15 protein-coding genes are annotated in these 17,577 nt (G+C 40.3%); 5 read left to right on the top strand and 10 right to left on the bottom strand.

Annotation, left to right across the window (positions count from 1 at the left end):
• Nucleotides 1-81 precede the first annotated feature (81 nt).
• The 3 genes from dnaE to ATK78_RS17210 all read left to right on the top strand — a co-directional run bounded on the left by dnaE (nucleotide 82) and on the right by ATK78_RS17210 (nucleotide 5,953).
• Complete coding sequence (gene dnaE, locus ATK78_RS17220; protein ID WP_133577387.1) at nucleotides 82-4,509, top strand: DNA polymerase III subunit alpha; 4,428 nt, start codon at nucleotides 82-84, stop codon at nucleotides 4,507-4,509.
• Between the two features lie 142 nt (nucleotides 4,510-4,651).
• Nucleotides 4,652-4,969 carry a thioredoxin gene (trxA, locus tag ATK78_RS17215; protein WP_131594827.1) on the top strand — a complete coding sequence of 106 codons (318 nt, stop codon included), beginning with the start codon at nucleotides 4,652-4,654 and terminating at the stop codon, nucleotides 4,967-4,969.
• A gap of 63 nt (nucleotides 4,970-5,032) precedes the next feature.
• Nucleotides 5,033-5,953, top strand: a complete 921-nt coding sequence (locus ATK78_RS17210) for a DUF58 domain-containing protein (RefSeq protein WP_133577386.1) — start codon at nucleotides 5,033-5,035, stop codon at nucleotides 5,951-5,953.
• Here ATK78_RS17210 and ATK78_RS17205 read toward each other — a convergent pair.
• From ATK78_RS17205 to ATK78_RS17180, 6 genes are read right to left on the bottom strand one after another with little or no spacing between them, the layout of a single operon-like run.
• Nucleotides 5,950-7,155, bottom strand: coding sequence for an aspartate aminotransferase family protein (locus tag ATK78_RS17205; protein ID WP_133577385.1), 1,206 nt, complete (start codon nucleotides 7,153-7,155; stop codon nucleotides 5,950-5,952). The genes ATK78_RS17210 and ATK78_RS17205 overlap by 4 nt on opposite strands.
• Before the next feature lie 24 nt (nucleotides 7,156-7,179).
• The gene (locus ATK78_RS17200) at nucleotides 7,180-7,629 is read right to left on the bottom strand and encodes a hypothetical protein (protein WP_133577384.1); all 450 of its coding nucleotides are present in this window, start codon (nucleotides 7,627-7,629) and stop codon (nucleotides 7,180-7,182) included.
• Nucleotides 7,630-7,641: 12 nt separating this feature from the next.
• Complete coding sequence (locus ATK78_RS17195; RefSeq protein WP_133577383.1) at nucleotides 7,642-8,271, bottom strand: hypothetical protein; 630 nt, start codon at nucleotides 8,269-8,271, stop codon at nucleotides 7,642-7,644.
• A 34-nt stretch (nucleotides 8,272-8,305) separates the two neighbouring features.
• Nucleotides 8,306-8,866: an RNA polymerase sigma factor gene (locus tag ATK78_RS17190; RefSeq protein ID WP_133577382.1), complete on the bottom strand. Its 561-nt coding sequence runs from the start codon at nucleotides 8,864-8,866 to the stop codon at nucleotides 8,306-8,308.
• 22 nt (nucleotides 8,867-8,888) lie between these two features.
• Nucleotides 8,889-9,848 carry a transketolase family protein gene (locus tag ATK78_RS17185; protein WP_133577381.1) on the bottom strand — a complete coding sequence of 320 codons (960 nt, stop codon included), beginning with the start codon at nucleotides 9,846-9,848 and terminating at the stop codon, nucleotides 8,889-8,891.
• Nucleotides 9,849-9,850: 2 nt separating this feature from the next.
• A complete protein-coding gene (locus ATK78_RS17180; RefSeq protein ID WP_262712177.1) occupies nucleotides 9,851-10,717 on the bottom strand; it encodes a transketolase in 867 nt (288 codons plus the stop codon).
• A 75-nt stretch (nucleotides 10,718-10,792) separates the two neighbouring features.
• Here ATK78_RS17180 and ATK78_RS17175 point away from each other — a divergent pair, with 75 nt between their 5' ends.
• Together ATK78_RS17175 and ATK78_RS17170 are read left to right on the top strand one after the other, a co-directional pair.
• A complete protein-coding gene (locus tag ATK78_RS17175; protein ID WP_133577379.1) occupies nucleotides 10,793-12,046 on the top strand; it encodes a sugar MFS transporter in 1,254 nt (417 codons plus the stop codon).
• Between the two features lie 129 nt (nucleotides 12,047-12,175).
• Complete coding sequence (locus tag ATK78_RS17170; RefSeq protein ID WP_133577378.1) at nucleotides 12,176-14,212, top strand: response regulator; 2,037 nt, start codon at nucleotides 12,176-12,178, stop codon at nucleotides 14,210-14,212.
• Here the strand turns inward: ATK78_RS17170 and bcp are convergent.
• Genes bcp through ATK78_RS17150 form a run of 4 tightly spaced genes read right to left on the bottom strand, consistent with a single transcriptional unit; the run spans nucleotide 14,205 to nucleotide 17,571 of the window.
• Nucleotides 14,205-14,666: a thioredoxin-dependent thiol peroxidase gene (bcp, locus tag ATK78_RS17165; protein ID WP_133577377.1), complete on the bottom strand. Its 462-nt coding sequence runs from the start codon at nucleotides 14,664-14,666 to the stop codon at nucleotides 14,205-14,207. The two genes, ATK78_RS17170 and bcp, sit on opposite strands and share 8 nt — an antisense overlap.
• 3 nt (nucleotides 14,667-14,669) lie before the next feature.
• Entirely contained in the window at nucleotides 14,670-16,391 is a 1,722-nt protein-coding gene (locus tag ATK78_RS17160; RefSeq protein WP_133577376.1) for a M23 family metallopeptidase, read from the bottom strand.
• A 6-nt stretch (nucleotides 16,392-16,397) separates the two neighbouring features.
• The gene (locus ATK78_RS17155) at nucleotides 16,398-17,009 is read right to left on the bottom strand and encodes a fumarylacetoacetate hydrolase family protein (protein WP_133577375.1); all 612 of its coding nucleotides are present in this window, start codon (nucleotides 17,007-17,009) and stop codon (nucleotides 16,398-16,400) included.
• A 40-nt stretch (nucleotides 17,010-17,049) separates the two neighbouring features.
• Nucleotides 17,050-17,571, bottom strand: a complete 522-nt coding sequence (locus tag ATK78_RS17150) for a T9SS type A sorting domain-containing protein (protein WP_243732562.1) — start codon at nucleotides 17,569-17,571, stop codon at nucleotides 17,050-17,052.
• Nucleotides 17,572-17,577: the final 6 nt, after the last annotated feature.

Genomic DNA, 17,577 nt, shown 5'->3' with positions numbered 1-17,577 from the left:
TCAAACCGAAATAGCCCGCAAATTTCCGTATTTTTGATTGATCATTTTGATTTCTGAAACGATCAATTTTAATAACTTCCTATGTATTTGATTTTTGATACTGAAACTACGGGTTTGCCACGCAATTGGAATGCGCCAATTACGGATACCGATAACTGGCCCCGGTGTATACAGATTGCCTGGCAGCTCCATGATGAATTCGGAAATCTAATAGAAAACCAGGATTACCTGGTAAAACCAGAAGGGTTTAATATTCCGTATGATGCAGAACGGATCCATGGAATATCAACCGAGCTGGCAGAGGAACAAGGTATCGGACTGATTGAAGTTTTAGAGAAATTCAACGGTGCATTGTCAAAGGCTAAATTCATTGTAGGCCAGAATCTGGGTTTCGATGTAAACATTATGGGTTGTGAACTTCACCGGATGGGTATTGACAGTTCACTTTCCAGGATGCCTGTTTTAGATACCTGTACAGAGGTTACTGCAGAAATGCTTCGTTTACCTGGAGGAAGGGGGGGTAAGTTTAAACTGCCAAACCTGACAGAGCTTCATCAATACCTTTTTGGAGAACCTTTTGCCGAAGCCCACAATGCTACGGCCGATGTAGAAGCAACTACGCGTTGTTTTCTGCAGCTTTTAAAGATTGATGCTTTTAAACCGGAACAGCTGCAGGCTGATCCGGATTATATCCGTCAGTACAAAGAAAGAAACCCAGGGATAATTCCTACGGCCGGCTTAAGACATGTTAATCTTAAAGCAGCATCTGATGACATCCGTAAACGGCTTCAAAGAACGGATAGTAAGCTTTCCAAACAGGTTATCGATGGCAATAAGGAGGAACTTAAGGAAGCTACTTTTGTACATTTACACAACCATACCCAGTTTTCCGTATTACAATCTACCATTAATATTCCTGATTTAATCAAAGCTGCGGCTTCTTATAAAATGCCTGCTGTAGCCATGACAGATCATGCCAATATGATGGGTGCCTTTCATTTTGTAAGCCAGGTATTAAACTACAACAAAGGAGCTGAAGCTAAAAATGCTGCGGCTATTGAAAGCGGTGCTGAAGCAACAGAGGTCATTATGAAACCCATTGTTGGCTGTGAGTTTTTTGTTTGCGATGACCATGAAGATAAAAAGCGGAAGGATAATGGGTATCAGGTTGTTTTACTGGCTAAAAACAAGAACGGTTACCATAACCTGGCAAAAATGTCATCCATTGCATATACCAAAGGATTTTATTATGTGCCAAGAATAGACCGGAATGTGATCGCGCAGTATAAAGAGGATATTATTATTTTATCCGGAAACCTTTACGGTGAAATTTCCAGCAAACTCCTTAATATGGGTGAGCGGCAGGCTGAAGATGCATTGTTGTGGTGGAAATCGGAATTTGGAGACGATTTTTACATCGAGCTGATGCGTCACAATCAGGACGATGAAAATATTGTAAATGCGTCACTCATCTCATTGGCAAAAAGAAATGAGGTTAAACTGGTTGCTACGAACAACACATATTATATCAATAAAAAAGATGCCAATGCCCACGATATTTTACTTTGTGTAAAAGATGGTGAAAAACAGGCTACGCAAATAGGCCGAGGGCGTGGTTACCGGTATGGTTTACCCAACCAGGAATACTATTTTAAATCGCCCGATGAGATGAAAGCCTTGTTTGCTGATCTTCCTGAGGCCATTATAAACATCCAGTCTATTGTTGATAAAATAGAAATCTATAAGCTTGCCCGTGAAGTGCTCCTTCCTAAATTTGATATTCCGGAAGAATTCCTGGTTGCAGAAGATGAAGGCGACGGCGGCAAGCGTGGAGAGAATAAATTTTTACGTCACCTTACTTACGTGGGTGCAAAGAAGAGATATGGCGAATTAACAAACGAGATTACAGAGCGCTTAGACTTTGAGCTTCAGACCATAGAAAAGACCGGGTACCCGGGTTACTTCCTGATTGTTCAGGATTTTATCCGTGAAGCCAGGAACCTGGATGTTTCTGTAGGTCCGGGCCGTGGTTCTGCTGCCGGGTCTGTTGTGGCGTATTGTTTATGGATCACCAATATAGACCCAATTAAATATGACCTGCTTTTTGAGCGTTTCCTAAATCCGGATCGGGTATCCATGCCCGATATTGATATCGACTTTGACGATGAGGGCCGTGGTCGTGTAATGGATTATGTAATCAAAAAGTACGGTTCAAATCAGGTGGCACAGATCATCACCTATGGTACCATGGCAGCTAAATCATCCATTAGGGACACGGCACGTGTATTGGACCTGCCGCTTTTTGAAGCAGATAAAATTGCGAAGCTGATCCCTAACATGAAGCTTGCCAAGATTTTCAACCTGGACGAAAAGACACTGAAAGGTGCTTTACGGGCAGACGAATATGAGAAGGTCCTGGAATTAAAGATACTGGCAGACGCAAAAAACCTGAGCGCTGAAACCATATTACAGGCACAGATCCTTGAAGGTTCTTTACGGAATACCGGGATTCATGCCTGTGGTGTAATCATTACGCCAAGTGACATTACTAATTTTGTACCAGTTGCTACTGCCAAAGATTCAGACCTCTATGTTACCCAGTTTGACAACTCGGTTGTAGAGAGTGCCGGTTTGTTAAAAATGGACTTTTTAGGGTTAAAAACATTGACCCTGATCAAGGATACCGTTAAGTTAGTTAAACATGGACATGGTATAGACCTTGATCCGGATGCTTTTCCAATTGATGATGTAAAAACCTATGAGTTATTCCAGCGGGGAGAAACCATTGGGATCTTTCAGTATGAGAGTAACGGGATGCAGAAATACATGAAGGAACTTAAGCCTACTGTATTTGGCGATTTGATTGCAATGAACGCACTGTATCGTCCCGGCCCTTTGGAGTATATACCAAGTTTTGTACGCAGGAAAAATGGCGAGGAAGAGATCAAATATGATCTTGATGCCTGCGAAGAATATTTGAAAGAAACTTATGGTATTACCGTTTACCAGGAACAGGTGATGCTTTTATCGCAGAAGCTGGCAGGCTTTACCAAAGGTGAAGCCGATGTTTTGCGTAAGGCGATGGGTAAAAAGCAAAAGGATGTATTGGACAAGATGAAGCCTAAATTTGTTGCCCAGGCTGCAGAAAAGGGTCACGATGCAGCTACACTCGAAAAGATCTGGAAAGATTGGGAAGCTTTTGCATCCTATGCATTTAATAAGTCACACTCAACCTGCTATGCCTGGATCGCGTATCAGACAGCCTATTTGAAAGCACATTACCCTGCAGAATATATGGCTGCCGTGTTATCCAATAACATGAGTGACATTAAACAGGTTGCCTTTTTTATGGAAGAGTGCAGGCAGATGGGGGTACAGGTATTGGGTCCTGATGTAAATGAATCTGATATTAAATTCTCTGTAAATCCGCAGGGAGAAGTGCGCTTTGGCTTATCAGGTATTAAGGGTGTAGGCGATAAAGCGGTAGAAAGTATCATTGAAGACCGTGTACTGAATGGCATGTATTCAGATGTTTATGACTTTGCAAGGCGATCTAATACACGTACCGTAAATAAAAAGGCCTACGAGAGTTTTGTGTATAGCGGTGCATTTGATGGTTTTGGTCATCACCGGGCGCAATATTTCTTTATCGGTGTTAACGATAAGATGAATGGCATTGAAAAGCTGATCAAATATGCCAATGATTTTCAAAACAACGAATCTTCTTCACAGTCGTCTTTGTTTGGGGGCTCCATTGCAGATCTGATCTCAGAACCCAGCTTACCTGTTGCTCCGGAGTGGAGCCTGATAGACCGCTTAAAGTATGAAAAGGATGCTATTGGTATATTTTTGAGCGGGCATCCGCTTGACAATTACGGTCTGGAGTTGAGAGAATTTTGTCAGCATAAGGTGCGTCATTTAAGCATTATCAATAAAATAAGAACTGGTGATACCAATGAAGAGGTGCTTGGAGAATTCGAAATGCTTAAGAACAGGGAGCTTGTTGTTGGCGGACTGGTTGTTGTTGCTGCACAGCGAATGACTAAAACCGGCAAACCTTTCGGTACCATTGTCTTTGAAGATTATGACGATACCTGTGAGCTTGCACTGTTTGGCGACGATTTTATCAAGTTCAAACAATTCCTTACAGATGGTTATTTTTTGCAGATCAGGGGACGGGTTGGTGAACGGTTTAGAAAAGAAGGCGATTGGGAGTTTAAGATCACTTCAATTAATCTGCTGTCGGAGTTGAGGGATAAACTCGCAAAGTGCATCACCATCCAGGTTCCTATAGAGCGGATTACAGATGATTTTATGTCCCAGATTAACGAAATACTCGAAAATAATAGGGCAAATACAGATCAGCAGAATTGCCAGTTGTTATTTGATGTATATGATAGGGAGCAGAATGTAAATATAAAAATGCCTTCAAAATCACTGAAAATCAATCCCAATAACATCTTTTTGGAACAATTGCAGGCGCTTGATGTTAATCCTAAGTTGAACTAATGTCATATTGGCATTACACAACATGATGGCATTACAATTGATTATATATTTGTATCCTGCTTTTGCGTAATGGGTTTAGACTCATAAGGCTTCTGCAAGAGGAGTTTAACAATTAGAAAATAACAAATTTAAAATAAGAATTATGGCTTTGGAAATTACAGATGCAAACTTCGAGGAAGTTGTGTTAAAATCAGATAAACCCGTTTTGGTTGATTTTTGGGCAGAATGGTGTGGTCCATGTCGCATGGTAGGACCATCAGTAGATGAGATCTCGAAAGAATACGAAGGTAAAGCGATTGTAGGTAAGGTGAATGTTGACAACAACCCTCAAATATCTACGCAGTTTGGAATCCGTAATATTCCTGCCTTGTTATACTTTAAGAATGGTGAAGTTGTAGATAAACAAGTTGGTGCAGTGCCTAAATCTGTTTTAGCACAGAAACTAGACAAGCAATTGTAATCAATCAACATATACAGATTAAAAAGCGTTCATATTTATGAACGCTTTTTTTATATTTACAAGATGCAGTCGCAATTTGATGAACAGGGCCAACACTTCAATAGTAATTTAGAACTCCTTGCCCGGCAAGTGGTGGAGGGATTTATTACAGGACTTCATAAAAGCCCTTTTCATGGATTCTCCGTAGAATTTGCCGAACACCGGCTCTATAATATTGGAGACAGCGTTAAGAATATTGACTGGAAGCTTTTTGCAAAAACAGACAAGATGTTTAGCAAACGGTATGAAGAAGAGACCAACCTGCGCTGCCAGTTTATCATAGATGTATCGTCGTCTATGTTTTTCCCATTAAAAGCATACAACAAGCTAAACTTCTCTATAGAGGCAACGGCGGCCCTAATCTACCTTTTAAAAAGGCAGCGCGATGCATTTGGACTGAGTCTTTTTACGGACCACCTAATTCTAAATACACCGGCAAAGTCTACTACAACCCATCAGAAATATATCTTTACACACCTTGAAGAACTGCTGAAAGCAGAAAAGATGAATATGGGTACCAATTTAGAGCAGGCACTGCATCAAATTGCAGAGTTGATCCACAAGCGGTCCCTGGTAGTTATCTTTAGTGATATGCTCAATACGATGCAGGATGATAAAAGCACGGAAGCATTATTTTCTGCATTGCAGCATTTAAAATTCAATAAGCATGAAGTCGTGATCTTCAACGTCACAGATAAAAAGAAAGAAGTGGACTTTAATTTTGAGAATCGTCCATATGAGTTTGTTGATCTGGAAACGGGGGCTACCTTAAAAGCACATACTTCTAAAGTTAAAGATGCTTACCTGTCTAAAATGAGTAGTTACAGGGCATCTATTCAACTCAAATGCATCCAGTACAAAATAGATATGATCGATGCAGATATAGCTGAGGGATTTTACCCCATACTCCAGGCTTATTTAATTAAGAGACAAAAGATGGGCTAATGCTGCGCGGTAACCGATGTAACTGCCTCAATGTTCTTCAGCAATATTCTGCAGGCATATTCAATTTCTTCTTCGTTAATGATCAATGGGGGAGCTATTCGCATCGAATTGCTGCAATGCAGAAACCAGTCGCTGATTATTCCATCTGCAATGCAGGCATCAATGATCTTTTTGTTGATCTCAAAACTTTCAAATTCTACGGCAATCATCAATCCTTTTAAGCGGACTTCCTTAATGGCAGGATGTTTCAATAAGCTTTTAAATTGTTCAGCTTTCTGAGCTACACCCTGCACTATATTTCCGCTAAGTATGGTTTGAAGGGTTGCGAGCCCTGCAGCACAGCTTACCGGATGACCGCCAAAAGTAGTAATGTGTCCTAAAATGGGATTCGTTGCCAAAGAGGCCATTATGTCAGTAGAACTGATAAAGGCGCCAATTGGCATTCCGCCACCTATCCCTTTGGCCAATAAAAGAACGTCCGGAACAATGTCAAAATGTTCAAATCCAAATAGTTTCCCTGTACGCCCAAAGCCGCATTGTATTTCATCCAGGACGAGTAAGGTGCCTGTCTCTGTACACTTAGCTCTTAGGGCTTTAAAATAGGCTTTATCGGCAATCCTAATACCTGCTTCACCCTGTATGGTTTCTACAAAAACAGCCGCAGTTTTATTGGTGATCTTTTTAAGATCATCAGTTGCATTGTAATTGATAAATTTAATGTCTGGTAACAAGGGGCGGTAGGCCTGTTTAAACTCTTCATTTCCCATCAAACTAAGTGATCCCTGGGTACTACCGTGATAAGAATGGTTACAGGCAATGATCTCTGTGCGGTGTGTATACCGTTTGGCCAGTTTCATGGCGCCTTCAGTAGCTTCAGATCCTGAATTTACAAAATAAGTGCAATTTAAGTTTGGAGGAAGAACATCTGCGAGGGCCTTGGCAAAGTTTACCTGCGGACTTTGAATAAACTCACCATACACCATAATGTGCATGTAGCTCTCTGCCTGTTTTTTTACCGCTTCTACAACAGCCGGGTTGCAATGTCCTACATTGCTTACGCCAATACCGGCAATTAAGTCCATGTATCTTTTTCCTTCTGTATCGTACAGATACATTCCGCTGGCCTTAACGAATTCAAGAAGTAACGGCCCTAAAGTTGTTTGTGCGTTATGCTGAAGAAATAACTGGCGTTGTGTAAGCATGGCGCCAAAAATAAGAAATATTTACTATGGCTTCTGAGGATTCCTGTATTTAGACAACAATTCTCTCTTAAATGCTTCCTGTGCCCTATAAAATTTACCAACTATTTTAATCGGCAGGCTGGACTTCAGCTTGTAGTAATATTTCCTTTCCAGGTTTAATTCTTTTTGTTTGATGGTAAAGTCATTGGTGATCAGGACTTGTATTTCACTGTCAGACATTTCTTCTATTTCGTTGATCTTTCTGAAGCTGATCATTTTTTGCATGCGCTCTTTACGCAGATCACCTTGTTCTTTTTGCCATCCGTTATAAATTGGCCAGAATATTTTAGCTTCCTCAGTGGAGAGGTCTAATTTCTGGGTTAAATAGCCAATTTTATAGGCTTCAATTTCTTCCATTCTATTGTCTCCCGGTCTCTGTGCCGAAGCAAGAAAGGGGATACAGAAGAAGAGCGCTATAGTCATTAAATATTTCATTTATATATCGGATTAGTAGTCAGTAGTCAAATCACTTTGAGAGTAATTGCTTAAAATGTAGCTTTCCAAAGCAGCATCTTTCGTGTTCGCTACTTTTTGCTCCTGCATGCCATTTGCCTCGATGTGGTCAATAATAACATCCTCATCAATATCAAAAAGCATTTGTTCTGCTGCCAGTTCTGCATAATTTACAGGTTGGGCAGGACTTTGATAGTTAAAGTAAAGACCTGCACTGGCCATAATTAAGAAACATGCGGCAGATGCATATTTCAGCAGTTTAGAATGCCATAGGCGTACAATTTTAGGTTGTGGTGCACCAGTGGTCTTTGCCAATATAGAAGCCTGCAGATCATCAAAATAATTTACCGGGACAATAAGTCCTTCATTCGGAATTTCTTCTTTTAATCGTTCAGCAATCAATTTGGCATGAATGCTTTCACCCAATCCTTCAAAGTAATTTTCAGGCAAAGTAAAACCAGCGTGCTCAACATCCTTTAAGCTCTCCAGGTAAACAGCACCTGAGATTTGAACAGATAACCCCTCAAAATACCCCTCAGGAACAGAAAAAGCATTACGCACCGGTAAGCCAGCCAGGAATGGGGCTTCTTTTTTCCAGTCGTTATTTTCTATGTTTTGTTCCATTACAGTTATATTGATGTATTTATTGACAAAAGGTTTAAAAGCTAATGTCTTCATTTAGCATAAAAGCTTCAATTTTTTTTACAGCGATGTGAAAAGAGGCTTTTAATGCGCCTACGCTTGTTCCTGTAATATCTGCAATCTGCTCATATTTTAGGTCGTCGTAATATTTCATGTTAAAAATAAGGCGTTGCTTTTCGGGCAGGGTAAGCACAGCCTGCTGAAGTTTCATTTGGATCTTATCGCCATTAAAGTAAGAAGAGGCAATTAGTGTTTCAGAAAGCTCATTGGATACTTCATCCAGCGGCGTATTGTTCCGCTGTTTTTTCTTATTCAGGAAAGTAATGGATTCGTTTGTTGCAATCCGGTAAATCCAGGTATACAGCTGAGAGTCACTGCGAAATTTTTCCAGGTTCTTCCATACTTTAATGAAGACGTCCTGAACCAGGTCATCTGCATCATCATGATCAATGACCAGACGGCGAACGTGCCAGTAAATTTTTTGCTGGTATTTGGTTAAAAGCAGGTTGAATGCTTCATTACGAGTTTTTATATTGGAGAATTTCTCTAATATCTCTGAGTCTTCAACCTGCTTCATTAAAATCTTCTAAATGGAATAATTATTTTTTTGCTCTTTTAAGCACTTTTTGTGCTGCTTCAATGATGTTAATGCTGTCCAGTCCGTATTTGGTCATCAACTGGTCAGGAGTTCCGCTTTCTCCAAAGCTATCATTTACGGCAACAAATTCTTGTGGGGCAGGGAATTCTGTAGATAGTAATCTGGCTACACTTTCACCCAATCCGCCAAATTTATTGTGCTCTTCGCAGGTAACCACACAGCCGGTTTTCTTAACAGATTTAAGAATTGCTTCTTCATCCAGTGGCTTAATGGTGTGAATGTTAATGATCTCTGCATCAATACCCAGTTCAGCAAGCTTTTCGCCAGCTTCAATGGCTTTCCATACCATGTGTCCGGTTGCAATGATCGTAACATCAGTACCTTCGTTTACCATCCATGCTTTACCGATCTCAAATTTTTGATCAGGATCTGTAAATACAGGGATCACAGGGCGGCCAAAGCGCAGATAAACTGGTCCGTGGTGCTCAGCAATTGCAATAGTGGCAGCTTTAGTCTGGTTGTAATCACAGGTGTTGATTACGGTCATGCCAGGAAGCATTTTCATTAAACCTATATCTTCCAGGATCTGGTGGGTTGCACCGTCTTCCCCTAGTGTTAAGCCAGCATGCGACGCACAAATTTTCACATTCTTATCAGAGTAAGCTACAGATTGACGAATTTGATCGTAAACCCTGCCGGTAGAGAAGTTGGCGAAAGTTCCTGTAAAAGGAATTTTCCCGTTAATGGTCAAACCAGCAGCAATACCGATCATATTGGCTTCAGCAATACCGATCTGGAAAAAGCGTTCAGGAAATTCTTTAATAAAGGCTTCCATTTTTAAAGAGCCTACAAGATCTGCACAAAGTGCTACCACTTCGGGATTATTTTTTCCGGCTTCCAGTAATCCTGCTCCGAAACCAGAGCGGGTATCTTTTTTTTCAGTGTATGTATACTTCTTCATGCTTAATAATCTTTTAGGGTACTGGTTAATTGATCCAGGGCAGTTTTAAGCTGCTCATCATTTGGAGCAACACCATGCCATTTGTGCGATCCCACCATGAAATCTACACCGCTGCCCATCTGAGTGCTCATTAGATTTAAGATTGGTTTACCTTTTCCTGTTAATGATTTGGCATAATGTAATGCTTTAACAATAGAGTCCATATCATTACCATCAGAATTGATCACGTGCCATCCGAAAGCTTCAAACTTAGCCTGAAGGTTTTCTAATGAAAGTACCTTTTCTGTAGGGCCGTCAATTTGCTGTCCGTTATAATCAATAGAAGAGATCAGGTTGTCTACCTTGTTGAAAGGTGCGAACATGATGGCTTCCCAGTTCTGACCTTCCTGTAATTCGCCGTCTCCGTGTAAAGAGTAGACCGTAGAAGTATCTTTATTTAATTTTTTACCAAGAGCCGCTCCAATGGCAACAGACATTCCCTGTCCCAATGATCCCGAAGCAATCCGGATTCCTGGTAAACCTTCATGTGTAGTTGGGTGGCCTTGTAATCTTGAATTTAATTTTCTGAAAGTTGCCAGTTCGCTGAGGTCAAAATAACCAGATCTTGCAAGTACACTATAGAAAACCGGTGATATATGTCCGTTAGAAAGAAAAAATAAGTCTTCCCCTTTTCCTTCCATCGTAAAATCAGCAGAGTGGTTCATAACCTCAAAATACAATGCCGTCATAAAGTCTGCACATCCCAATGATCCACCAGGATGACCTGATTGGCAGCCATGCACCATTCTTACAATATCCCTTCTTACTTGAAAAGCGATATCTTCTAATTCTTTAATTGTATGTTTCATTAAACTGGGTTGTTGATTAATAACACAAACTTAGATAAAATTGTGCAGTTTATTTCTACATTTAGGCTCCAAATCCTCAAAAAACCAAGAAACATCATGAATGACAAAAAATTAATTAGTCCAATATATATTATATGCTCGCTTTTTTTTGTTTTCGGCTTTGTAACCTGGTTAAACTCAGTACTAATCCCATATTTGAAGATTGCATGTGAGTTAACTAATTTTGAGTCTTACCTGGTTGCATTTGCATTTTATATCGCTTATTTTGTGATGGCACTGCCCTCAGCATGGGTACTTAAAAATACGGGGTTTAAAAATGGGATGGCCGTTGGATTGGTAATAATGGCCATTGGGGCAGCCTTATTCATCCCGGCAGCTTTAAGCCGTACTTATGTTTTATTCCTGCTTGGTCTTTTTGTTCAGGGAACTGGCCTGGCTATTCTGCAAACGGCATCAAATCCATATATTACCATTTTAGGGCCTATAGAAACTGCAGCAAAGCGGATTAGTATTATGGGCATCTTTAATAAGGTTGCAGGTGCAAGTGCCCCAATCTTATTGGGGGCTGTAACCTTAAAGGATGCAGATGCGTTGATTGTAAAGATTGCAGGAATGAATGCAGCAGAAAAGGCAATGGAACTGGATGCACTGGCACATAAAGTAATTCTTCCCTATGTGGCCATCATTGGGGTGCTTATTGTTCTTTCTGTTCTGATCTGGTTTTCTGGTCTGCCAGAAATAAATACCGAAGAAGAAGATGAAGCAGTAGCTTTAGCAAACAGTAATAAAACGAGCATTATGCAGTTTCCGCATTTGCTTTTGGGCGCATTTGCGTTATTCTTATATGTTGGGGTAGAGGTAATGGCGGCAGATACGGTAATTAGTTACGCTTCTTCACAGGGAATTGAGCTATCATCCGCTAAATATTTCGCTACGTACACGCTGGTCAGTATGATCATTGGCTATGTAGCAGGTATTGTTTGCATTCCTAAATATATTACACAGCAATCTGCATTAAAAGTTTCGGCAATATTAGGCGTGCTTTTATCCATTGCAGCAATTCTTACAGAAGGATATGTGTCTGTTCTGATGATCTCCTTACTGGGTCTTGCCAATTCGCTCATGTGGCCGGCAATATGGCCGCTGGCAATAACCGGTTTAGGACGTTTTACAAAAACGGGGTCGTCATTGCTCATCATGGGCATTTCCGGAGGTGCCTTACTGCCATTGCTGTATGGGTACATGGCAGATACTGTTGATTCACAGCAGGCTTATTGGATCATGGTTCCCTGTTACCTGTTTATCTGGTATTATGCAGTGTCCGGGCACAAAATTAAAACCGGGTCATGAAGGTAATGGGCAAAGCCAAATGACGATGTAAAGAATGAACGCCAAGTGTTCAAAAACCATGCGTATTTGAACAGAATGAACAGCTTTGAGAGTTTCTAATTATAGGTTAAAAGCATACTTTTATCCTATATGGCCATATCAACTCTCTATAGGAAACTTAATGATACGTCGATTTCTAAAAAGCTATATTTCACTATAGGATTTACCGCTTTATTAGTAACCATAGAATTGTGTACCCTTTGGTTTTCTATAACAACGCTATCCGCGGTAAGATCGTATGTCGGCGGAGAAGGTTTATGGTCTAAAGCGCAAAAAGATGCACTGCTTAAATTACGGACCTATGCATATTCTCATGACGAAGCAGATTATGCTAAATTTACAGAACTGTTAAAGGTCCCGCTTGGAGATAAGGCCGCAAGAATTGAACTCGAAAAGCCCAGCCCGGATTATGCACTAGCGCGAAAAAAGCTATTGGAAGGAAAGAATCATCCGGATGATATTGATGGAATGATTAAGCTGCTTAGAAGATTCCATAACATCTATTACCTCAAAAAAGCATTTGTAGCCTGGGCAGAAGCAGAACCAGCATTACAGGAATTAATAAAAATCGGCGCAGAACTTCACATCCTTGTTCAAAATGACGGGAATGGTAAACAGATCGATCTGCTTTTAACAAAGATCGATTTGATCAATAGAAAGCTGACTGTACTGGAAGATAATTTTTCTTACTCACTTGGTGAAGGAGCAAGATGGCTCGAACAAATGGTTCTGCGCATTGTACTGGCCTTATCCTTAACCATTGGGATCACCAGTATTCTGATCGCCATCTCCATCAACAGGAACCTTAAAAAAGGAGTGTATGCAATCATACGTGGTGCCGACCTGATCCGGAACGGAGAACTAAAAACACGCGTACAAGTATACTCTAAGGATGAGATCGGTAAAGTGGCCAATGCATTTAATGAAATGACCAACACCCTTGAAAAGAACATCCATGATCTGCGGCTTGCAGAAGATAATATGCTAAAGCAGAAAGAAAGGGCCGAATATTCTGAAAAGGCAAAGCAGGATTTCCTGATCAATATGAGTCATGAGATGCGTACACCAATGAATGCCATTTTAGGTTTTGCACGGTACCTGCATGATTCTCCCGTTAATAAAGAGCAATTGGAGTGCATTCAGATGATGATCAAATCTGGTGATCATCTTTTAATGACATTGAATGATATCCTGGACTTCTCCACCATTGAAACCGGAAAGATCAACTTTATTAAACAAGCTTTTAATACAACAGAATTAATTGGGTCTGTTATTAAGAGCATAGGTGCAGAAGCAACGCAGAAACAACTGGAAATCAGTGCGGAGATTGATCATGCTATACCTAAGGTTGTTTATGGGGATTCGGGCCGACTTACTCAAATCCTGTTAACGTTAGCTTCAAATTCATTGAAATTTACTACACATGGAAGTATCAACATTACAGCGATATTAATTTCTGACGGACCTGAAGAAGCCCTAATTGAATTTAGGGTGAAAGATACAGGCATTGGAATTCCGCTTGAAAAACAAGACCGCATCTTTAATATTTTTGAGCAGGCCACAAACGGCATGAAACGGAAATTTGGAGGCACCGGGATAGGTCTAAGTATCGTAAAGCACTTGATTACCTTACAGCGGGGTAATATTTGGGTAACCAGCGCACCTGATAGGGGTGCAGAGTTTAGATTCCGTTTGCCCTTTTTAAAACAAGGCATCATGGGCACATCAGCACCAAATACAGGTGTTGGATCAGGAAAGGGAATAAGGGTATTGGTTATTGAAGACAATGTGATCAATCAAATGCTTGTTCTAAAGCTGCTGAAGAAACATGGGTATGAGACTTCTGTTGCCGAGAATGGAAAAGTTGCGCTGCGAAAATATAAAGAAGAAGATTTTGATATCATGCTTATGGATCTTCAAATGCCAGAAATGGATGGCTATGAAACGACCGAGAATATCAGGAAGATGAGGTCCTATAAGAAAAATATTCCAATAGTTGCCATGACCGCCCACACCGTAAAAGGTGATTTTGAGAAGTGCATGGCACTAGGAATGGATGCCTATATCTCTAAACCTTTTCATCCATGCGAGTTGTATGAAAAGATCCAGCTGCTTGTGGTTAAGTAAGCAGTTCCAATACCTGGGCAGTTGAATTTTTAGTATCTACCTTTTTAATGATATGTGAAATTTTGCCTTCCTCATCAATTATAAATGTAGTCCGGTTCGTACCCATATACTTTTTGCCATACATGTTCTTCTCTCCCCAAACACCATATGCTTCTACAATTTTTTTATCGGTATCTGCTAATAATGTAAATGGAAGGCTGTGTTTAGTCACAAATTTTTGATGCGACTTCTCGTCGTCTACACTTACGCCCAAAACCACAATACCTTTAGCCGTTAAGCCCTGGTAGTTGTCTCTGAAATCACATGCTTCTGCGGTGCATCCGGGTGTGTCGTCTTTAGGGTAAAAATAAAGAACAACTTTTTTGCCTGTAAACTGACCTAAAGAAACTGTATTTCCATCCTGGTCTTTCGCGTTGAAATCCGGAGCCGCCTGGCCCTCTTTTAGTTCACTCATATTCTATTTATAAAAGGTAATTGAATAGTTCTTGCTGTTGTCTTTCATGTCAGTAACAATTACTTCCAGTGTATGTTTTCCAGCAGAGATCTCATCAAAGGTATGCCATAGTGAAGCTGTTTTTGTATCAAACTCCATTAAGATCCATTTGCCATCTATATAGCCATTAAAGCTCTTTATGCCTGAAAGGTTGTCTCTGATCTTGAATGACATTTTACCAATCCCAGCCATGCTCTTGCCGTTGCTGATGTTAACAGGAATGATGGCTGGAGGTATGGTGTCTATCGCAATAAAATAAGAACCAAAGTTACGTGGTTTAGCCTTTACATATCCGTTTTCGAAGTAACCACCCTGAGAAGATCTGCCGGTATTAACAATCAGTGCTTTTTCTTTAAACTTGTTTAAGGTACTGTCTGCTTTAATCCAGATCTCAAAACCAGTGTGCAGCGGGGTCAGGTTATTGTGAATTTGGTGTACCTGCGAAAATGCATTTACAGATGGGCGCGGAAGTAATTTATAGGTAAAATTTAAATCGTTATATAACGTCCCTTTGGGCATGATCACTTTTACATTAGCGGCATTAAACTCATTTAAATTTGCATAAGAATATAAATTTCCGGGAGTGGGTTCAGGAGTATCAATAGTAGCCTTGGCATTTGCCTGCACATTGAATGAAAGCGTGCTTTTATTGCCTTTTCCATCTGTTATTGTATATTTTAACTGGTGTAATTTACCATCGTTAAATTCAATGCGTCCATTATTAACCAGGTTGCTGTAAATAGATAACGGGTTACCGGGGTCTACAAAGCTTTTTTGAATGCTTGTTTTGGTCTTCAGGTAAGTTGGGTAATCAATGTGAGAATTGATCGCCTTGCTGTTTTCAAACATAAACCGTTCCAGTGCAGACGTAAAAACGGGTTTCCCATCCAGCTCAAGTTCGATAGAATATACACCGTTTATTCCGGATGCACCGTTGTGCTTATCTGTGGCAACAAGGCCAAACCCAACTTCTCCGCTTAAATTTATCGTGCTTACCTGGTTTAGGCGGTAGCTGCCTGATCCTCCGCTCAATTGAAAATATTGTTTGGGTGTAAACTCGTTAAATGGTTTCTTATTTAAGCGGTAAACGTACATGGAATACAAAACAGGAGGTATGTTATCTGGTACCTCCAACCCAAATAACTGTGGATTAATGGTCGCTTCGATTTTTGTATCCCTGATCTCAAAATGTAAATGCGGACCGCCGGAGCTTCCGGTATTACCCGTATAGGCAATGATGTCTCCTTTGCGAACAGGGATAAGTGCTGCATTGGGGAACTCATCAATCTCATATGATTTTTTTTGATACTGTATGGATTTAACCTGCTGTCCAATCTTAGGGTTAAAGCGGGATAAGTGACCATAAACAGAGGTGTATCCATTTGGATGGTTAATGTATAAAGCCAGGCCAAAGCCGCTGTTTTGTACGCGTAGCCTCGCAATATATCCATCTGCAATTGCATAAACAGGATAGCCGGTACGCTGATTGGTACGGTAATCCATTCCGGAATGAAAATGATTGGCCCTTAACTCTCCAAAAGAACCGGCAAGGGCAGGGGGAACAATATCTAAAGGGGAGCGGAAGTCTACAAGCGGATATTTATTGTCGCTAAATACTTGCTGGCCCTGTGCATATAAAGAGCAAAAACCCAGCAATGCAAGGGCTAAGAATTTTTTTACAATCATTAAAAACTATTTTATTTCAAAATTAAGCAACTGCGCTCCGGCCAGCCAGGCTTCCAGCTTGTCTCCTGGTTTAACTTGTCCAACACCTTCAGGGGTACCGGTAAAAATCAAATCCCCTTTTTTTAAGGTGATGTATTGAGATACGAAGGCAATGATTTTTTCATAAGAGAAAAGCATGTTGCTGGTATTTCCATTTTGTTTGGATTCACCATTGATCTTTAACTCGAATTGCAGATTGTAAAGGTCTTCAATGCTTGATTTAGGAATAAAAGTACTAATCGCCGCAGAGTTGTCAAAAGCTTTGGCAAGTTCCCAGGGTAAACCTTTTTCTTTATGAATGCTTTGTATGTCGCGCGCAGTAAAGTCTATTCCCAGTCCAACTTCATCGTAATAATTGGAGGCAAATTTCTCAGAAATATGTTTCCCTTCTTTACAGACCTTCAGCACTACTTCAAGTTCATAATGAATGTCAGACGAAAAATCAGGAATGTAAAAGGGTTTATTGTCTTTAAGTACAGCGGTATCTGGCTTTAAAAAAATAACCGGATTGCCGGGTATTGGATTGTTAAGTTCTTTGGCATGTGCTGCATAGTTGCGTCCAATTGCAATGATCTTCATTCAGAATAGTTTTGTTTTAAACGCTAAAGTATGAATTATGTTATAAAACGGAGATACGTTTCACAACAGTTTCTGAAGCGGCAACTATTTTAAGAAAATAAATACCTGCATTTAAGCGGTTCGGAATATTATAGTTCTTGGTCTGTTCACCAGCAGCTATACGTTCATTAGAAAGGGTAAGTACTTCATTTCCCAAAAGGTCCATAATCTTAACCGAGAAATTTGATTCACGTTCCAGTCTAACAATGACGTTGATCTGGTTATCTACCGGATTTGGATAAACTTTTAAAACGGTAAGGATCTTTTCAGGCTTAATAGATACAGGAGTGCTCAGTTTGGTATTGGCAATCACATCATTGTACTGGATAAAGCCATTGTTATATTTCGGTCTGTATGTAGGTACACTTGCCTTGATCTGGGGTGTTTTATTGATCTTTTTCGAGCGGATACTGCTGATCGAAGAATCAGGCTTCTGAGCAAAAACCTGCATCACGCTAAAAACACCTAAGCACAGGATGCAGAAGAATCTTAACAGAAATACTTTTGGTAGCTTTACACTCATATTGGT

Source organism: Pedobacter metabolipauper, assembly GCF_004362715.1.
Classification (GTDB): domain Bacteria; phylum Bacteroidota; class Bacteroidia; order Sphingobacteriales; family Sphingobacteriaceae; genus Pedobacter; species Pedobacter metabolipauper.
This window is presented reverse-complemented; position numbering and strand designations above follow the sequence as displayed.

Excerpts from the sequence above, each read along its gene's own strand:
- dnaE (WP_133577387.1), top strand. The coding sequence starts at position 82 with ATGTATTTGATTTTTGATACTGAAACTACGGGTTTGCCACGCAATTGG.
- trxA (WP_131594827.1), top strand. The coding sequence starts at position 4,652 with ATGGCTTTGGAAATTACAGATGCAAACTTCGAGGAAGTTGTGTTAAAA.
- ATK78_RS17210 (WP_133577386.1), top strand. The coding sequence starts at position 5,033 with ATGCAGTCGCAATTTGATGAACAGGGCCAACACTTCAATAGTAATTTA.
- ATK78_RS17205 (WP_133577385.1), bottom strand. The coding sequence starts at position 7,155 with ATGCTTACACAACGCCAGTTATTTCTTCAGCATAACGCACAAACAACT.
- ATK78_RS17200 (WP_133577384.1), bottom strand. The coding sequence starts at position 7,629 with ATGAAATATTTAATGACTATAGCGCTCTTCTTCTGTATCCCCTTTCTT.
- ATK78_RS17195 (WP_133577383.1), bottom strand. The coding sequence starts at position 8,271 with ATGGAACAAAACATAGAAAATAACGACTGGAAAAAAGAAGCCCCATTC.
- ATK78_RS17190 (WP_133577382.1), bottom strand. The coding sequence starts at position 8,866 with ATGAAGCAGGTTGAAGACTCAGAGATATTAGAGAAATTCTCCAATATA.
- ATK78_RS17185 (WP_133577381.1), bottom strand. The coding sequence starts at position 9,848 with ATGAAGAAGTATACATACACTGAAAAAAAAGATACCCGCTCTGGTTTC.
- ATK78_RS17175 (WP_133577379.1), top strand. The coding sequence starts at position 10,793 with ATGAATGACAAAAAATTAATTAGTCCAATATATATTATATGCTCGCTT.
- ATK78_RS17170 (WP_133577378.1), top strand. The coding sequence starts at position 12,176 with ATGGCCATATCAACTCTCTATAGGAAACTTAATGATACGTCGATTTCT.
- bcp (WP_133577377.1), bottom strand. The coding sequence starts at position 14,666 with ATGAGTGAACTAAAAGAGGGCCAGGCGGCTCCGGATTTCAACGCGAAA.
- ATK78_RS17160 (WP_133577376.1), bottom strand. The coding sequence starts at position 16,391 with ATGATTGTAAAAAAATTCTTAGCCCTTGCATTGCTGGGTTTTTGCTCT.
- ATK78_RS17155 (WP_133577375.1), bottom strand. The coding sequence starts at position 17,009 with ATGAAGATCATTGCAATTGGACGCAACTATGCAGCACATGCCAAAGAA.
- ATK78_RS17150 (WP_243732562.1), bottom strand. The coding sequence starts at position 17,571 with ATGAGTGTAAAGCTACCAAAAGTATTTCTGTTAAGATTCTTCTGCATC.